Genomic DNA, 17,205 nt, shown 5'->3' with positions numbered 1-17,205 from the left:
CCGAAATCCTTCGGCCATCGAGCATTACACAGGTATCGCAAGGTCTCGCAACGAGACATTTCGAAGGTTTCGATACCGATTTTCCCCCTATTGATTCCCTCTGCAACGGGCTTGCGGATTTTTCGCGTCGTTTTTTGAAATTTCGCAATTCATGCGCATTGCGACTGGACAGTGAAAGAGCGTCGGGATGTTGATGCTCCGACGCTCCGAATGATGCTTTGAAGGATGCAAGAAACGCCGATGAATCAGCGCACCAGGCAAGGGCGTTTCGGATCGAATTTCCAGTCCGGCACGAGATGTTGCATGGCAACGCTGTCGTCGCGCGCGCCGAGGCCGTGTTCGAGGTATAGCGCGTGGGCGGCCTCAACGGCATCCATGTCCAGCGTCACACCCAGCCCCGGGACGGTCGGCACCTGTACATTGCCGCCGACAATCTGCAGCGGGTTGCTGGTCAGGTATTGACCGTCCTGCCAGATCCAGTGGGTATCGATGGCGGTGATCTTGCCGGGCGCGGCGGCGGCCACGTGGGTGAACATCGCAAGCGACACATCGAAGTGGTTGTTGGAGTGCGAGCCCCACGTCAGCCCCCACTCGTGGCACATCTGCGCGACGCGCACCGAGCCCTGCATCGTCCAGAAATGCGGATCGGCGAGTGGAATGTCTACAGACTGCAATTGGATCGCATGTCCCATCTGACGCCAGTCCGTCGCGATCATGTTGGTGGCGGTCGGCAGCCCCGTTGCGCGTCGGAATTCCGCCATGACTTCACGACCCGAATAGCCGTTTTCTGCGCCGCACGGATCTTCTGCATAGGCCAGCACGTCGTGCTGATCGCGGCACAGACGGACGGCTTCAGCTAGCGACCATGCACCGTTCGGATCGAGCGTCACGCGTGCCTGAGGGAAGTGTTTGGCAAGGGCGGTAACGGCTTCGATCTCTGCGTCGCCCTCCAGAACACCGCCTTTGAGCTTGAAGTCCTGAAAGCCGTAACGCGCATGGGCCGCCTCAGCCAGCTTGACGACGGCATCGGGCGTCATCGCGACTTCCGTGCGCACGCGCTCCCAGTCGTCGCGCGCGCCACGATTGTCGGCATACGCCAGATCGGTGGCGTTGCGATCGCCGATGAAGAAGAGATACCCGAGCATCGCGACTTCGCTGCGCTGTTGTCCCTCGCCCAGAAGGGCGGCGACGGGGACTTCCAGGTGCTGACCGAGCAGGTCGAGCAGGGCGGCTTCGAGTGCGGTCGCGGCGTGGATCGTCGTGCGCAGATCGAAGGTTTGCAGGCCGCGCCCACCGGCATCGCGGTCGGCGAAGACGCGACGCGTCTGACCGAGAATCGCCTGAATATTGGCGACCGATTGGCCGACGACGTAGGGGCGTGCATCCTCGAGCGTCTTGCGAATCGACTCACCGCCGGGCACTTCGCCAACGCCGGTATGGCCGGCACTGTCCGTCAGGATGACGAGGTTGCGGGTGAAGAACGGCCCGTGTGCGCCGCTCAGATTCAGCAGCATGCTGTCGCGGCCGGCGACGGGAACAACGCGCAATTCGGTGACGATGGGGGTTCGGCTCATGGCAGGGAACGTTGATCAGACCAAAGGGAACGAAGGGTTCGACACATTGTTGTATGTCGTCAGACAACATTCTATGGAAAGTTCCCGAGATTGCCTTTGCGGGTATACCCGTTTTCTCGGAATCTCGGCTGAATGACGCTATCAGTAGACGAAGTCGGGATGGCGCTGGCGGCGTGCGTAGTGTTTTTTGTTGTCGTACAACTTGGACTGAATTCAGTCCGTCGCCACTTCGCTCGGCGTCGCGCGGGGCGGGGCAGGTTGCCGAAGAGCGGTCGGAGGCTTGCCGCTCAAGCTTGCGCGTTCGCCACGGACGTCGCAGCGCCTTTGACATGGACAACCCAGCGCAGATACATCAGCAATCCGATGGCCGCGACCGCGACGCTCGCACTGTTGGCGGCCCAGAAGCCGGTGGCGCCGTGAAGCCAGGCGGGCGAGAGACCGCCGATGTCGAAGCCGAGCACATAGCCGCCGCCTAGTCCCACGCCCCATAGCGACACGGCGTAGATGACGGTCGGTACGACCGCAACTTTCCATGCGCGCAAGACGAAGACGGCGTTCACCTGAAGCGCGTCGAAGATGTGATAGAAGGCGACGATGGTCAGCAGCGGCGCGGTCACAGCGGCGACCAGCGGGTCCGACGTGTAGGCGGCGAGCACCAGAGGACGACCGAGCCACATCAGCAGCGCCACGACCAGTCCTAGCGTTCCGGCCAGCTCGACGCCACGCCGTCCGACCAGTTGTGCGGCTTTGTAGTCGCGTGAGCCGATCGCCTGTGCGGTGAGCGTTGCCGTTGCGATACCGATCGACATCGGCAGCATGTACATGAGCGCGCCGAGATTGGCGGCGATCTGATGGCCGGCAAGCGTCACGTCGCCCAGTCGGGCAATGAAGATCGCCATGAACGAATAGGCCGTGACTTCGATGAGGTAGCTCAACCCCATCGGCACGCCGAGTTTGAGCAGCGCGCGAATGGCTTGCCACTGCGGCCAGCAGAACTTCGTGAAGACGCCGAATTCGCGCAGCTTCGGATGCCGCGCCATCAGCAACAACCCGAGCCCGCAGGAGACCCAGTTGATCGCGGTCGTGGCGATGGCGCACCCGGTACTGCCCAGTGCGGGGATGCCAAATCGATCCACACCGTAGATCAGCGCGAGATTGAGCGGCACCTTCAGCGCCAGCCCCGTCACCTGAATCATCATGACGATGCGCGGCTGCGCCACGGCCGTCGAGAGCGACGAGTACACGCGGAACAGCATCGCGGCAGGCAAACCGTACGCGAGGATATGCAGGTAGGCGGTCGCGCGCGCTTCGAGTTCGGGCGTCGCTTCGGAGAGTCGCAGGATGAATTGCGGATGCGACAGCACGAGGAAGCCGGGTACGGCGAGGAACAGGGCGAGCCAGAAGGTCTGACGCACTTCCTCGCCGATGGCGATGCGCTCGCCCGCGCCGTAAAGTTGCGCGGCGATGGGCGAGAGGGCGACGAGAATACCCATCAGGCCGACGTACACGGTGATGTAAATCGAGCCGCCGAGCGCGAGCGATGCGAGGTCGAAGGCCGAGGCGCGGCCGACCATGGCGGTGTCCATCACCCCGAAGGCGATGACCGCCAACTGGCCGATCAGCACTGGCCATGCCAGCGCGGCAATGCGTTTGAGGTCTTGCCACATGGTGTCGGGCGTGTCGGGCAATTAGCGCGGACGCGCAGCGCGACGCCACGGGCGCTCTTGCAGGACGTAAAGACGGAAGCGTTCGTCGCGGTCGGCTGCGCGACGGCCTTCCCACAGTTGACGCCACTCGTAAGGCGCGAGCGAGAGCGGTTCGCTGTAGTCCTGCGAATCCTGACGCAGCAACACGTCGCAATCGTCATCGGCCGAACCGAAGCGCATCTTGCCGAAGTAAGCGAACGACGCGAGCTGGGCGTCGCCCACCCGTGCCGTGCGAATGCAGGTGTAATCCGGCGGCAGATGGGACGCAATCTGCGCTGCCACGTCGCGATACGTTCTGCCGTAGTTGACGACGGGCAACCAGAGTGTCATGAGCAGTACCCACATCAGCGTCGTGCCGCCGGAGGACAGCACCACGCTGCGCCACAGCACCTTCGGGCTGCGCGATACGCGCCACGCCACCAGCGCGACCCACGCACCCGTGACGATCAGGGCGCTGATCAGCGTGATCCAGCTGAATTCCGGGTTGAAACCGGGCACGAGGCGCCGCAGGTTGCGTGCCGTCGATGCCGGGAAGCCGGTAATGCCTGCGAGCCAGACGATCCACACGAAGCCAGCCAGCACGGTAAACGACAGCACAGCGAACCAGTCGATGGCGTTGACGGTGCCGCGCTTGAGCGTCGGCAGGCCGAAGGCGGCGATGATCGACAGCGCAGGCAGGACCAGCATGAAGAGCTGGTTGCCCTGATGCGCTTGCAGCACGATCAGCACGAGGATCGTGATGGCGAAGACGAGGGAGATCGCAATGTGCGGGGCGCGTCGCATGCCGCGCCAGGAGTACAGCGACCATGCAGCGAGCGGCCAGGCAGGCCATGCGAACAGCGCCAGGTTCTTGGCGATGTAGCTCAGCGAGGCGATCGTGGGGCCGCTGAAAGCGTCCATCCCGATATCGGCCCACTCGCCGAGCCAGCGACGCGCACCGTCGGCGAATTTAAGGGCTGCGAGGGGCCACGTACAGGCGATGAGCAGTGTGATCGGGGTGGAGACGAGCAACAGCATGCGCAGCGGAAGCGCACGGCACACCACGGCCGCGATAATGCCTGCGAGCCACAGCGAGAGCGTCATCAGCGGGGACGATGCCAGTGCCATGCCGCCGAGTGCCAGGCCGAACCACACGGCCCCCTGACGCGGCTTGTCCAGACTGCGCACGAGGCCGTAGATCGCCATCGAGATCAGCGTGAGTTGCCCGACCGTGGCGGTCGTTTCGTGGCCGCGCTCGGCCAGACCGAAGCACGCCAGCAGAATCAGCAGCGCGCCATCGGCGAGGGTGCGGCCGTAGTCGCGCGGTTCCGGCTCACCGCCGAAAGCATATTTGAACGGTTGCACTTCAGGGCGGCGGCCAAGCAGATAGGTGCCGTACCAGATGAACGTGCAGGTGATGTAGAAGCAAAAGCCCGTGACGATGCGGGCGGCGTCGGGCGCATCGAGCCACGAAAAGGCGCGGATGGAAAGTGCGCCAAGCCACGAGACGAGCGGGCCGTTGTCGTAAATCGGTTTGCCTGCGATGTTCGGCAGCAGCCAGTCGGACAGGTGGCCGTGTGCCATCGTCCACATGATGCCGAAGCCGGCAGCGTCTTCGTTTTTCCACGGATCGCGACCGAACAACCCCGCCAGCACATAGATGACGCAAATGGCGATCAACAGCGAACGCGGTAGCGCGCTGGTGGCGGAGGCAGTGATGCGAACTCGTTTCATAGGCGATACGACAGGATCGGCAGGGTAGCCGGATCGGAAAGACAGAGGGGCTGAGCCGGAACTGGCTCGGGGGTGACGCTCGGGGTGAAGCCGTGACCAACGCTCAGGGCAGACCTAAGGGAAAACGCGCGGCACCCTGGAAAGCCGACAGTATGACAGTAACCGATGACTTGGCGCAGCACAGCCCAAAGAAAAAAGGGCAGCCTGAGCTGCCCCTTTCCAATGCTTTTCACAACGTCGGGATCTTGTCCCTGATGCGCTGACCGGCAAACGTCTGTCCGGTCCCGCATCACGTTGTTCGGCGCGTAGCCGATGAAGCTTACGCTGCCTTGCCGCCGGCGCGGGCGCCGAACTTCTTGCGGAACTTGTCCACGCGACCTTCAGCATCCATGATGCGGGTTTCGCCGGTGTAGAAGTTGTGCGATGCCGACGACGTATCCAGCTTCACGAGCGGGTACTCTTTGCCGTTGAACTCAGCCGTTTCCTTCGTGTTGATCGTCGAACGCGAGACGAATTCGAAGTTGACGCCCGGCGTCATGTCGCGGAACAGGACTTCGCGGTAATTCGGGTGAATGCCTTCTTTCATGGTGCACCTTGAGTTAAGTCGGTAGCCAGTCTGCGCGAGCCCCTTGCCCGCTAACGCTATCGCCGTCCGATTATTGACGGGAAACGCGCCAACCACTTTCCGGATTTGGAAAACGCGCATTATGCCATGAAAACAACAACTTTCGCAAAGTTTTCATGGGGTTGCGGCAGGCCCGTCCGGCGGGGTGGCGGCGGTATCCGGCGCAGCGCCTGTCCGGGCGGCAGGATCTTGCAGGAAATAGCGCGAAAAGAGCGTGTACAGGGCCGGATACTCCTGCTGGAAGGCTTCGGACGCCACGAAGAACGCCTCGGCGCAGACGGCAAAGAACTCCGACTCGTGTTCCGTCGCGTAGGGATCGAGCAGCGATGTCGAGGCAAAGGTATCCCAATGGATGTCGGGCACGTTCGCCACGTGGTGGCAGAACTCCTCGTACGCCGGATCGAACACTTCGCACCATGTCTCGGGGGTCAGGTCGCCATGAAGGCGGCGCAGCATGGGCGGCACGCCGTCCGCTTCCCCGCCTTCCATATCGATCTTGTGGACGAACTCGTGAATCACGACGTTGTACGCCAGCACGTCGCTGGCCTGCACGTCCTGCCACGACAGCACCACCGGACCGCCTTCCCACGCTTCGCCGCTGGCTTCCTGCTCGACGTCATGCACGACGCCCGCTTCATCCTGAACCGTCTTTCGGATCAGGAATTCGCCGGGATAGAGCACGATGCCGGTCCATCCGCGATACAGCGCCGGCGGCAGATGCAGAATCGGAAGGCAGGCCTGCGCCGCGACCGAGACGCACATCGCCTGCGTCAGCGGCAGGCCGTGTGCCGTCGAGAAATGCTTCCCGGCCAGAAAGTCGGCTGCCAGCGCGCGGAGCTTTTCCAGATCGGTGGCGCTGCGTCGCGAAAGAAACGGTAATGCACTGACGACCTCGTGCCAGACGTCGTCTTCGATGGACGTGGCTTGTTGGGAGAGTCCGAGGCGGGCGAAAAGGGTCTTGAGCATGACGGGCGTGGCCGGGCGTTAGTGCTGCTGCAACCGATTCGGAGGATGGATTGCAGTGTGCGACGGGGCCGCACAAAGAACAATGACGCAACGATTCTAATTTAGCTGCTTCTGAATTGCCGCAAAAATCCCACCGCACAACGCCACGATGGCAATGAAATGAAAGCCGTCGATGAACGAGAGAAACGACGCCTGTCGCTCGATCATGCGGGCAATCTGCGCGAGCGCCGCCCCCTGTGCCTGCGAAGCGGCGATGCCCGCATGCGTGAGTGCGTTCGTCAGCGATTCCAGCGTCTGCGTGAAGATCGGGTTGTAAGGGTTGACCACTTCCGTGAGCCGGGTGCGATGCAGCGCTTCGCGGTGCTGCTCGAACGCCACGATCGTGGAGACGGCAAACGAGCCGGAGAGCTGCCGGAGAATGTTCTTGAGGCGATACCCGTGCACGAAACTCTCGTGATCGAAGGTGCGGAACGTGAGGTTCGCCACCGGCAACACGGTGAAGATGCCGAATACCGCCTTGAGCGCGAGCACGCCGTAAAGCTGCGACTGCCCGGCGTCGGGTGGCATGGCGCCGAGCCACATGCTGGTGGCAATCGTCATCAGAAAGCCGCTCACAATCAGCAGCTTCTTGTTCGTGATGTATTTCGCCACGCGGAAGTAGGCGAGCAGCAGGATCACAGTGAGCAATGCGGAGTAGCCCAGCAGTTGCCCGGTGCGCTCGACCGTGAAGCCGAACCCCTGCTCCAGCAACCGCGGCATCAGATAGCTCTGCGTGTTCGCCAGATAGTAGTAAGCCGCGTAGAGCAAGAGCCCGACCTGGAACTCGCGTCGACGCAACGACTGCAAACGGATGAATGGCGCAGGATGCTGCCATTGGTGATAGCCGAACCACACCAGCGCGCCCACACCCACAACCGTGAGCAACGGCAGCACGGGTGTTTGCAGCCACAGGGTGTAACGCATCTCCTGAAGCACGACCTGAAATGCGCCCATCGCGAGGGCGAATGCCATGAACGGCGCGAACGGATAGCCGCCGCCGGTGGCGCGATCGCGCAGGCGACCGACGTCCGGTATGGCGAACCATGCAAGGCCGGCGAGCAGCACGGCCGGCGGCGCGGTGCACAGGAAAAGCGTGCGCCAGGTGTACTCGGAGACCAGCAGGCCGCCGATGAGCGGAGCGGCAGCCGAGCCGGTGAACAGCAACAGGGCGAACGTCTGAACCGTTTTGCCGCGACGCTCGGCAGGTACGCTCACTTGCGCGAGGATCCGGCATGAGCTCATCCAACTGCCGGCGCAGAAGCCCTGACACGCCCGTGCGATCACAAGTTGCGTCACGCTTTCGCTCGTGCCGGCAAGCACCGCGCCGCACGCGTAGAGCAGCAGCGAGGCGGTCAGATAGCGGCGGTAGCCGGTGCGCTCGACGAACCACTGTTGTTTGAGAATGGCGAGCACGGAGGCAATGCCATACGCCGTCGTCATCCACACGAATTCTTTAGGGGACGCATCGACGCCGCCGGAAACATAGACGGCGAAATACACGAGCAGTGCGTTCTCGAAGAACTCCAGTCCGGGGATCAGGCCGAGGGCGTAACGGTAGGCCTCGATGCGCATGGGGCGCAGCGGGTCCACGCCACCGGTGTTGCCCGAAGACGGCGGGCTTGGCGGTGCGGCGGGCGAGGTCGGAGGCACGACGGGCGGCATGATCGGACTTGGCGTGACTTAGCTGGACTCAGTGCTCAGTGTGATGAGGACGTCTTGCGCACTTTGGCAGCGCGCTCGGCGAGTAAGTCGTCGGCCGGTACGCCCTCAAGGCGCTGTTCGATGTAGCGAAGGTCGTGGCGAATCTGGGCTTCCAGCGTTTCGGCATCGCGCAATTCGCGACGTACTTGCGCGGTGCGCTCGCGCAGTGTGTCGAGTTGCGACGTGAGGGCGTCTCGCACGACTTGCAGGTCTTCCTCGTTCATGCGCGATTTGCCGGCTTCGACCATTCGACGCGGCCGCTTGAGCATTTCGGTAATCGCGGCAATCGAGAAGCCGAGCGAGCGCATGCGCAGGATGCGGCCGAACGTTTCGAGATCGGCGGGGGTGTACATGCGATAGCGTCCGCCGCTGCGGGCTGGGACCACGAGGTTCAGCTCCTCGTAATACTTCAAGGTGCGCGCGGTGACGCCGAGCGCGGCAGCTGCCTGACCAACGGTCAATAGCGATGCCTCGTCCGGCGAGGCTGCGCCGGGGGCTGCCGGTAAAAGATCTGCGGGCATGAACGTGCCTCCGATCGAATGATGGACGGAATATTAGCACAACATGTACGTGAACGTACAGGTTTGGGTGAGTAATGAAACTGAATCGAAGGAGAGAGGGGGGGCGGCGCAAAGGCAATCGGCCCGGGGAGCATGGACGCCTGAAACGTCGCTGCTGCCCGGGCCGATGGGAGGGAGGGGGGGGCGGAGGGGAACTAGCGCGCAGCCAGATTCGGCGCAGTTTCCCAGCGAATTGCACGGACACCGGCGGTGTCGCCGAGCGTCGAGACAAGGTGTACGAGCGCGGCGCGGCCACTGCGGTCGCAACGCAACACGTAGTCGAGTTCCAGCAGGTAGCCGCCGGAACGGTCGACGCGGGTCGCCACTTCGGGCGAGATCCGCTGCGCGCGAAGGGCGTTACGCACGGTGGCGTCGATGGTGTCCGCCCGGGACGCCAGCGTCAGCACAACGAGGCGGTACTGGGGCGACGGATGCGACGTCGTGGCGTGGGGCGCCGGCGTGGCATTCGATGTGGCAGATGCCGGTGCGAGACGGGTGCGAGCGCGATCGAACAGCGACGGGATAAGCATTTGCAGCGTCATGGTGTCCTCCTGATTCAAGGGCCTGAGACGGCGGATGCCGGGGCTTGGCGATGCATCGTGTGGCATCGACGGCCGCTTCCGGGCCGTGGAGGGCGCAGGAGGCGTACGTATAACGTCACTGATACAGGAATTCGACGCAAGCGTCGGCAGGCTTGATCGCGCCTCGGATAACCGACGATGCCATGTCGGTCGCATGGTGGCGCTAAGAAGCGTGCCTTGTTCTGGATGACGCATCGTCATCCATCAAACAAACGCTGAACTGCGGTGATAGGTGCGGGAAATCTGAGTCGCTTGCCGAAGTTTTGGATAACGCTGACGTCATCGGGATTCGGTGCGCTCGATGCACTACCGCTGCGGTATTGAGCCCGGCAGCGGCAGTCGGAGGACGACTGCGGGTTACCGGGCCAACGCCTCGCCGGTCATTGCCGACGCTTGCGTGCTACTAGAGCAACTGCCCACGGAAAACTCCGTCGTAATTGGAAAGCACTCATTCTAGGGATTTGATGCGCGTCTGTAAAGAAAATGGCGGGATTTCGCGGCATTTTGTCGCGAAATTGACGACATTTCTCCAGAAAAAGGCGATTTTTTAATGCGCAGTCGCTGATTGCACCAATCGCGCCGCTTGCCTGTTGCGAAGCCCTGATCGGCTCAGTCAGGCAGCACCTTGCCGGGATTCATCAGCCCGAGCGGATCGAACGCCGACTTGAGCGCGCGCATCAGCGCGATTTCCACGGGCGATTTGTAATGGGCGGACGCGTCGCGCTTGAACTGTCCGAGGCCGTGCTCGGCGCTGATCGTGCCACGATGTGCATGCACGCTGTCGTGGACGGCGGTGGTGACGGGTGTCTGATATTGCTTGAGGAAGGCGGCGGGGTCGATGCCGTCGGGTGCCATCACGTTGTAGTGCAGATTCCCGTCGCCGAGATGGCCGAACGTCACCATCCGCGCGCCCGGCGCAATGCGTTGCACGATGGGATCCGTCGCCGCGATGAACGCGGGTACCTGCGAGACGGGCACGGCGATATCGTGCTTGATGTTGAGGCCTCTCGCCGATTGCGCCAGCGGAATGCTCTCGCGCAGATGCCAGAGCGCGTTCGACTGGGCGAGGCTGTTGGCGACGATGGCGTCACGCACGATGCCCTGCTCGATGGCCGCATTCAAGATCCGTTCAAGCAGCTCGCGCGCATGCGCCTCGCTCTCGTTGTCGGAGAGTTCGAGCAGTACCGACTGCGCGTAGGGTTGGGAGAACGGGTAACGCTGTGACGTGAAGACCTGAGCGACCAGTTGCAGACAGAAATCGGACATCAGTTCGAAGCCTGTGAGCAACGGCCCAGCCATGCGCTGCGCAAGATTCAGCAAAGCGAGGGCGTCGGCGGGGCTGTCGAGCGCGGCAAGCGCCGTCATGCGTGCGGCGGGTTGCGCGAAGAGTTTCAGCGTCGCCGCCGTGATCAGGCCGAGCGTGCCTTCCGCGCCGATGAACAGATCGCGCAGATCGTATCCGGTGTTGTCCTTGCGCAGGCCGCGCAGGCCGTCCCACAACTCGCCCTGCGGCGTGACGACTTCCAGACCCAGACACAACTCGCGCGCGTTACCGTATCTCAGCACCGCCGTGCCCCCTGCGTTCGTCGCCAGATTGCCGCCGATGGTGCAACTGCCTTCGGCCGCGAGGCTCAGCGGGAACAGGCGCTCGGCGGCTGCGGCGGCGACCTGCACATTGGCGAGGAGGCACCCGGCTTCGGCGGTCAGCGTCAGGTTATCGGCGTCCACCTGCCGGATGCGGTCGAGGCGTCGCAGGCTAATGACGACCTGACGCCCGCTGGTGTCGGGCGTCGCGCCGCCGGCCAAGCCGGTGTTTCCCCCTTGGGGCACCATCGGCACGCCATACGCCACGCACAGACGCACAAGCGCGGCGGTCTGGGCGGCATCGGCGGGACGCAGGACGGCGAGCGCGTGACCCACATACCGTTTGCGCTGGTCGGTGAGGTACGCGCCGGTGTCGGTGTGCTCGGTCAGCACATGATCGCGACCGAGCAGGTCGCGGCAAGCGGTGAGGAATTCGGCGTGGTTCATCTGACGAATGCGGGGCGAGGGCGGGGGCGGGGGCGGGAAGGCAGGCAGAGCGGGGAGCGCATCTCCTGAAGCGCAATCGCGGCGCGTTAGCGGGCGCTCGCCGCCCGGGCTTTCGCGGCGCGCTTGAAGGGGCGTAGATAAAAGACGGTCGCGAAGAAAAAGACCAGCGACAGCGCCGTCTCGATCCAGGCAAGCGTGACGGACGGGCCGGTATCGCTCATGCCACGCACCACGCCTTCCGCCAGGAATAGCAGGATGAACATGCTCGACCACTGAAGCGTATACAGATCGCCGCGAAGTACGCCGCGCAGCGGCAGGAGCAAAAGCAACGCCTTGAGCACCAGCCACGAACCGCCGGGACGCAACGGTGCCAACCACAACTCCCAGGCCACCGACAACGCGATCAGCGCCAGCAAGCTAGCGATACTCACCCACCGCAACCCATGCGCGTGCCCCGGCGTGGCTGCGCTACGGACATCGACATGCGGGAGGTCGTGCTGATGGTCGGGCGGTGTGGCAGTCATGGGCTTGTCTCGTGGCCTGTACTACTGGCACTAGTACTGCGGAAAGTGTTCATTCTGCCAGCTTGCAGGCCGCGCGTGCGAGTCGTGCGCCGAGTGCCGAGGCCAACTGACGTTCGTCCGTCGAGAGCGGATTGCCGTCGTGTGCGAAGTGCGTCGCACCGTAAGGCGAGCCGCCGGTGCGCGTGCTCGAGAGCGCGGGTTCGGTGTACGGAAGCCCCATGAGCAGCATGCCGTGGTGCAGCAACGGAATCATCATCGACAGCAGCGTGCTTTCCTGGCCGCCGTGGAGACTGGCGCTGGACGTAAACACGCACGCGGGCTTGCCAGCGAGCGCGCCGGATAACCACTGGGGCGTGGTGCCGTCGAGAAAGTACTTCAGCGCGGCGGCCATGTTGCCGAAGCGGGTCGGCGAGCCGAGCGCGAGACCCGCGCACTCCTCCAGATCGCGCAGTTCGACGTACGGCGGGCCGCTGTCCGGAATATCCGGTGCGCTCGCTTCGCATACCGTCGACACGGCGGGCACGGTGCGCACGCGCGCCTGAGCGCCGGGCACGCTGTCGATCCCGGCGGCGATGCATTGGGCGAGTTGTGCGGTCGTGCCGTGACGGCTGTAGTACAAAACGAGGATTTCAGTCATTGATGCGAGTGAGCGAGGGATCGAATGCGAGCCGGTTGACCGGTATCGCTGGCTTTCCATCTTTCGGCGCAGGCAGGCAACCCTGCCAAAGCCGCGCGTCCTGAGTGAAAAGCCTGCGAAAAGTGCGGGTATTATAGGGCGTTCCTGGTGGCGTGAATGCATGGCAGGGCGGATGCGGCGGATGGCGTTCGACCTGCTGCCGTCGCCAGATTCGTGTCACGTTTTCGTACCCATGTTCTGTCCGCGTCGTGTCTGACTAGTGCTTGGGCGGTGCTTGAGTGGTGCTTGTGTAGTGTCTGGTAAGGAGCCCGATTTGTTCAAACTGTCCCGCATCAACTGGAATAACGTTCGTCAACTGCTGAGGTACGCGCTCGCGCGGGCACAGGACGATCGGATTCCCCAAGTGGCGGGCAGTCTGACGTTCACCTCGATTCTGTCGATCGTGCCGTTGTTCGCCGTGACGTTCGCCTTGTTCACGGCCTTTCCGATTTTCAATTCGTTTCGCGACGCGCTTCAGGGCTTTCTGCTCGAGCACCTGATGCCGGAGAGCGTCAACGCGCAGATATTCAATTACCTGAATCAGTTCGCCTCGAAGGCGAAGAGCCTGACGGCGTTCGGCCTGATCGGTTTGCTCTTCACCTCCGTGCTGACGTTGATGACGATCGAGTCGGCGTTCAACGTCATCTGGCGTGTGCCGCGTCCGCGGCCGCTGGCCCAGCGTCTGCTCATCTACTGGAGCCTGCTGACGCTCGGACCGCTGCTGTTCGGTGTGAGTCTGTCGATTAGTTCCTACGTCTTCACGCAGTCGATGTCGCTGGTGAGCACCTTGCCGCCCGCCGTGGCGTCGCTGCTCAGTCTGATTCCGCTCGCGCTCACGAGCGTGGCGTTCATGCTGATGTACGTCTACATGCCGAACTGCAAGGTCGACTGGCGCGACGCGCTGGTGGGCGGGGTGGTGGCGGCGCTGGCGTTCGATCTGACCAAGCGCGGCTTCGGCATGTACATCCGGCAGTTTCCGACCTATACGGCGGTATACGGGGCCTTTGCGGCCGTGCCGATCTTCCTGCTCTGGATTTACCTGTCGTGGCTCGTGGCATTGGTCGGTGCGACGATCACATCGGTCCTCCCCGCGTTGCGCCTTGGACATTTCCAGTATCCGCGCTTCCCCGGCAGCGACTTGCTCGACGGCCTGACGCTCATCCATCTGCTCAATCAGGATCGTGAAGCCGGTGGCGGTGGTTACACGACGCAGCAACTGGCGCGCACCATGCGCACGAGTCTCGAACACGCCAACGAACTGCTGTGCCGCCTCGAACGCATGGGCTGGGTCGGACGCATGACCATGCAACCCCCCGCCGAGCGTTGGTTGCTGCTCGCAAACCCACGCACGACGACCCTGTCACCGCTCGTTGCCCAACTGGCACTCAACGTCGACGAACTGGCGCGGCAGATGGAGCGTCATGCGCTGGACGGTGCGCACGTGGCCGAGATCCTGCGCGAAGGGAAGTGGGACGTGCCGCTGGCCGATGCGCTCCCGCGAGATCCGTCGTCACCCGATGTGGACGCGTCGGACGAATCAAACGTACCGGAAGCGTCGGAAGCATCGGAAGCGCCGGAACCGTCGGATCAGGGCGATTCGCGCGCCGACACCCGCCGTGGGGCCGACACGCCTTCGACGCAAGACGTCCGGCACTGGACTCCCGCGCCCGGCAAGCGCTAAAGCTTGATGCGGCCGACGCAGATGTCGCGAAACATCACCCAGTCACCCATCAGACTGTAGATGGGATGCCGAAACGTGGCGGGCCGATTCTTCTCGAAGAAGAAATGCCCGACCCACGCGAACGCATAGCCGCAGACGACTGCCGCAAGCAGCCACCACGCATTGCCCGTCGCAGCGAACGTCACCAGAAAAGCGATCACGCCCCACGAGCCGACGAAGTGCAGCCGACGGCATGTGGTATTCCGGTGTTCGCCAAGATAGAACGGGTAAAAGTCCGCGAACCGGTCGAACGTTCGTGATGCCGGTGCGGGGTCATGGCCCTCGGTCATGGCAAGCCTCCTTGTTCTGGTGGGCGAAAGTGACGCGGCGACTTTGCGACGCCGCGCGTCCCGATCTCGTTACCTCGGTCCTGCAAGCATCAAACTTGACCGGATCAGTCTTGCACGAATCGCTTGAGCGTATCGAGCAGTGCATCCGGCTGCTCCGTCATGATGGCGTGGCCAGCGTTGACGAGTTCCACCGTGACCGGCGCACCGTTCTCGCGCAAGGCATCGAGCAGGGCCTGCGCGGCGCGTGGCGGCGTCATCTGGTCGCGCTGCCCCAACACGGCCAGCACCGGGCACTGAATCCGTGCCGCGGCTTCCATGCCCTGATCGTAGCCGTTGCAGGCATCGAAATCCGTGAGAAACACCTTGGCCGGATTTCGTTGCGCAACACGCTCCATCAACCGCTGGTTGCCGCCCCATGTCCAGAATCCCGGCCCCGGCGCGGAAGGCTTGGCCGCCAGCGTGCTGTGCGACCAGGCGTTGACCAGTGCGATGGCCTCCGGTTCGCGCTCGGCGGCGGCGCTGAGTAACGTATCGGCGACCTTCATCGGGTAGGCCGTGCCCACCAGCGCGATACGCGAGACCCGTGCCGGATGGCGTGCCGCCGCGTCCAGCGCGATCAGCGACCCCATGCTGTGGCCTACCCATGTTGCACGCGCCACACCCGCCGCGTCGAGCACTGCGACCACGCAATCCGCCATCTCACCGATGGTCTTCAATGGCGCGCCGGTGCTGCGATGATGTCCCGGCAGATCGAGCGCGAGCACGTTCATGCCGTGATGCGCCAGATATCGACTCTGCAATCCCCAGACACTGTGATCGTGCTGTGCGCCGTGCAGGAAGACGACGGTCGGCTGCGCCGGTTGGATGGGCTTGCCTGCGGTGTAGGCGTAGACGTTATTGCCGGCAATGTCGAAATTCATCGTGCCTGCCCCTTCGAAGACGATTTCACCGCTGCCTTGAGGCCGCGCTTGAGGTCCTGAATCAGATCGTCGGCGTCTTCCAGGCCGATGGACAGGCGTACGGTGCCTTCACCGATACCGGCCGCGGCGAGGGCGGCGGCGTCCATGCGGAAGTGCGTGGTGGACGCGGGATGAATCACCAGCGAGCGCGCGTCGCCGACGTTCGCGAGGTGCGAGAACAACTGCAACGCTTCAATGAATCGCCGACCCGCTTCGCGGTCGCCTTTCAGGTTGAAACTGAACACGGCACCGGCACCACGCGGGAGTAACCGTTTCGCTAGCGCGTAATCGGGGTGCGAGGGCAACTCGGGGTAGGCGACGCTCTCGACCGCTTCGTGACCCGCGAGGAATTCGACAACCTTGCGTGCATTCTCGACGTGGCGTGCCATGCGCAGCGGAAGTGTTTCGATCCCCTGAAGCAGTTGCCAGGCAGCCTGTGGGTGAAGGCATGCGCCGAAATCACGCAACCCTTCGCGTCGTGCGCGCAGCAGGAACGGCGCGACGGAGCTTTCCTCCGCGAAGACCATGCCGTGGAAGCCGTCGTACGGTTCGGTCAGTTCGGGAAATTTGCCGCTCTTCTCGAAATCGAACGTGCCGCCATCGATCAGCACGCCGCCGATGGTCGTGCCGTGGCCGCCGAGGAATTTGGTCGCTGAGTGATAAACGAGGTCCGCGCCGTGCTCGAAGGGCTGGATGAGCCATGGCGTCGTGAACGTGCTGTCGACGAGCAGCGGCACGCCCGCGTCATGCGCGATGCCGGCGACCTGCGCGATATCGAGCACATCGAGGCCGGGGTTCCCCAGCGTCTCGCCGAAAAACAGACGCGTCTCGGGGCGAACGGCCGCCCGCCAACCCGCCAGGTCACCGGGGCGAACGAACGTCGTTTCGATGCCGAACCGGCGCAACGTGTAGTGCAGCAGATTGTGCGAGCCGCCATAGAGCGCACTCGACGCCACGATATGCGCACCCGCCCCCATCAGTGTGGCGATGGCCAGATGCAGGGCGGCCTGTCCGCTCGCGGTAGCAATTGCGCCGACGCCGTTCTCCAGCGCAGCCATGCGTTCTTCGAAGACAGCGTTCGTCGGATTGGAAATCCGGGAATAAACATGTCCGGCGCGCTCCATATTGAACAGGGCGGCCGCCTGATCGGCGTCGGAGAACACGAAGGAGGTGGTCTGGTAGATCGGTGTGGCACGCGCCCCCGTGGTGGGATCGGGGGCTGCCCCGGCGTGCAGGGCGAGCGTATCGAAGTGCGGGACTGACATGTCGTGGATGGCCTCGCAGGTGGTGGACCGTGAACTTTACGTATACGGCAATCCTAGCACCACCTTCGTGCGCGCCGGCACGCATTACGGGGGTGATCAGGGAAATTGCGGTGTTGTCTTATGTCAGGGGTAAGGTGTTGTCCGAGAGGGGGCGCAGAATCGGCTGAAAACCCGCGTCGTACGGCCATGTCGGCGTCCTGCGCCTTTCCTTTTGGGGCGCTTTCCGATAGCATCCATCGAACAGGTTCCAATCACTATTTGACACGGAGACAGCG

At 63.3% G+C, this 17,205-nt stretch carries 15 protein-coding genes; 1 reads left to right on the top strand and 14 read right to left on the bottom strand.

From position 1 onward, the window contains the following. Positions 1-245: 245 nt before the first annotated feature. The 11 genes from gudD to wrbA all read right to left on the bottom strand — a co-directional run bounded on the left by gudD (position 246) and on the right by wrbA (position 12,657). Positions 246-1,574, bottom strand: coding sequence for a glucarate dehydratase (gudD, locus tag PAQ31011_RS04625; protein ID WP_150574666.1), 1,329 nt, complete (start codon positions 1,572-1,574; stop codon positions 246-248). Between the two features lie 287 nt (positions 1,575-1,861). Next, a complete protein-coding gene (locus tag PAQ31011_RS04620; RefSeq protein WP_150574665.1) occupies positions 1,862-3,241 on the bottom strand; it encodes an MATE family efflux transporter in 1,380 nt (459 codons plus the stop codon). Positions 3,242-3,262: 21 nt separating this feature from the next. Beyond that, complete coding sequence (locus tag PAQ31011_RS04615; RefSeq protein WP_150574664.1) at positions 3,263-4,993, bottom strand: ArnT family glycosyltransferase; 1,731 nt, start codon at positions 4,991-4,993, stop codon at positions 3,263-3,265. A gap of 319 nt (positions 4,994-5,312) precedes the next feature. After that, complete coding sequence (locus tag PAQ31011_RS04610) at positions 5,313-5,579, bottom strand: type B 50S ribosomal protein L31 (RefSeq protein ID WP_150574663.1); 267 nt, start codon at positions 5,577-5,579, stop codon at positions 5,313-5,315. A 153-nt stretch (positions 5,580-5,732) separates the two neighbouring features. Continuing rightward, positions 5,733-6,584, bottom strand: a complete 852-nt coding sequence (locus PAQ31011_RS04605; RefSeq protein ID WP_150574662.1) for a M90 family metallopeptidase — start codon at positions 6,582-6,584, stop codon at positions 5,733-5,735. A gap of 96 nt (positions 6,585-6,680) precedes the next feature. Next, entirely contained in the window at positions 6,681-8,285 is a 1,605-nt protein-coding gene (locus tag PAQ31011_RS04600; protein ID WP_150574661.1) for an MFS transporter, read from the bottom strand. 35 nt (positions 8,286-8,320) lie between these two features. Then, entirely contained in the window at positions 8,321-8,845 is a 525-nt protein-coding gene (locus PAQ31011_RS04595; RefSeq protein ID WP_150574660.1) for a MerR family transcriptional regulator, read from the bottom strand. Positions 8,846-9,039: 194 nt separating this feature from the next. Then, positions 9,040-9,426 (bottom strand): hypothetical protein, encoded by a 387-nt coding sequence (locus PAQ31011_RS04590; protein WP_150574659.1) that lies wholly within the window; start codon positions 9,424-9,426, stop codon positions 9,040-9,042. A 648-nt stretch (positions 9,427-10,074) separates the two neighbouring features. After that, on the bottom strand, positions 10,075-11,496 hold the full coding sequence (locus tag PAQ31011_RS04585) for an FAD-binding oxidoreductase (protein WP_150574658.1): 1,422 nt from the start codon (positions 11,494-11,496) through the stop codon (positions 10,075-10,077). A gap of 86 nt (positions 11,497-11,582) precedes the next feature. Next, positions 11,583-12,020, bottom strand: coding sequence for a DUF2069 domain-containing protein (locus tag PAQ31011_RS04580; RefSeq protein ID WP_150574657.1), 438 nt, complete (start codon positions 12,018-12,020; stop codon positions 11,583-11,585). Between the two features lie 49 nt (positions 12,021-12,069). After that, positions 12,070-12,657 (bottom strand): NAD(P)H:quinone oxidoreductase, encoded by a 588-nt coding sequence (gene wrbA / locus PAQ31011_RS04575; protein WP_150574656.1) that lies wholly within the window; start codon positions 12,655-12,657, stop codon positions 12,070-12,072. Positions 12,658-12,970: 313 nt separating this feature from the next. Here wrbA and PAQ31011_RS04570 point away from each other — a divergent pair, with 313 nt between their 5' ends. Continuing rightward, positions 12,971-14,377 carry a YihY family inner membrane protein gene (locus PAQ31011_RS04570; protein ID WP_246179337.1) on the top strand — a complete coding sequence of 469 codons (1,407 nt, stop codon included), beginning with the start codon at positions 12,971-12,973 and terminating at the stop codon, positions 14,375-14,377. On the opposite strand, the gene PAQ31011_RS04565 is transcribed toward PAQ31011_RS04570, so the two are convergent. The 3 genes from PAQ31011_RS04565 to PAQ31011_RS04555 form a co-directional block, all read right to left on the bottom strand. Further along, positions 14,374-14,706, bottom strand: coding sequence for an Mpo1-like protein (locus PAQ31011_RS04565; RefSeq protein ID WP_150574655.1), 333 nt, complete (start codon positions 14,704-14,706; stop codon positions 14,374-14,376). The genes PAQ31011_RS04570 and PAQ31011_RS04565 overlap by 4 nt on opposite strands. 104 nt (positions 14,707-14,810) lie before the next feature. Beyond that, positions 14,811-15,626, bottom strand: coding sequence for an alpha/beta fold hydrolase (locus PAQ31011_RS04560; protein WP_150574654.1), 816 nt, complete (start codon positions 15,624-15,626; stop codon positions 14,811-14,813). Beyond that, positions 15,623-16,930 carry an O-acetylhomoserine aminocarboxypropyltransferase gene (locus PAQ31011_RS04555; protein WP_150574653.1) on the bottom strand — a complete coding sequence of 436 codons (1,308 nt, stop codon included), beginning with the start codon at positions 16,928-16,930 and terminating at the stop codon, positions 15,623-15,625. Before PAQ31011_RS04555 ends, PAQ31011_RS04560 begins: the two co-directional genes overlap by 4 nt. Between the last annotated feature and the right edge of the window lie 275 nt (positions 16,931-17,205).

Source organism: Pandoraea aquatica (genome assembly GCF_902459565.1).
In the GTDB taxonomy this organism is placed as follows: domain Bacteria; phylum Pseudomonadota; class Gammaproteobacteria; order Burkholderiales; family Burkholderiaceae; genus Pandoraea; species Pandoraea aquatica.
This window is presented reverse-complemented; position numbering and strand designations above follow the sequence as displayed.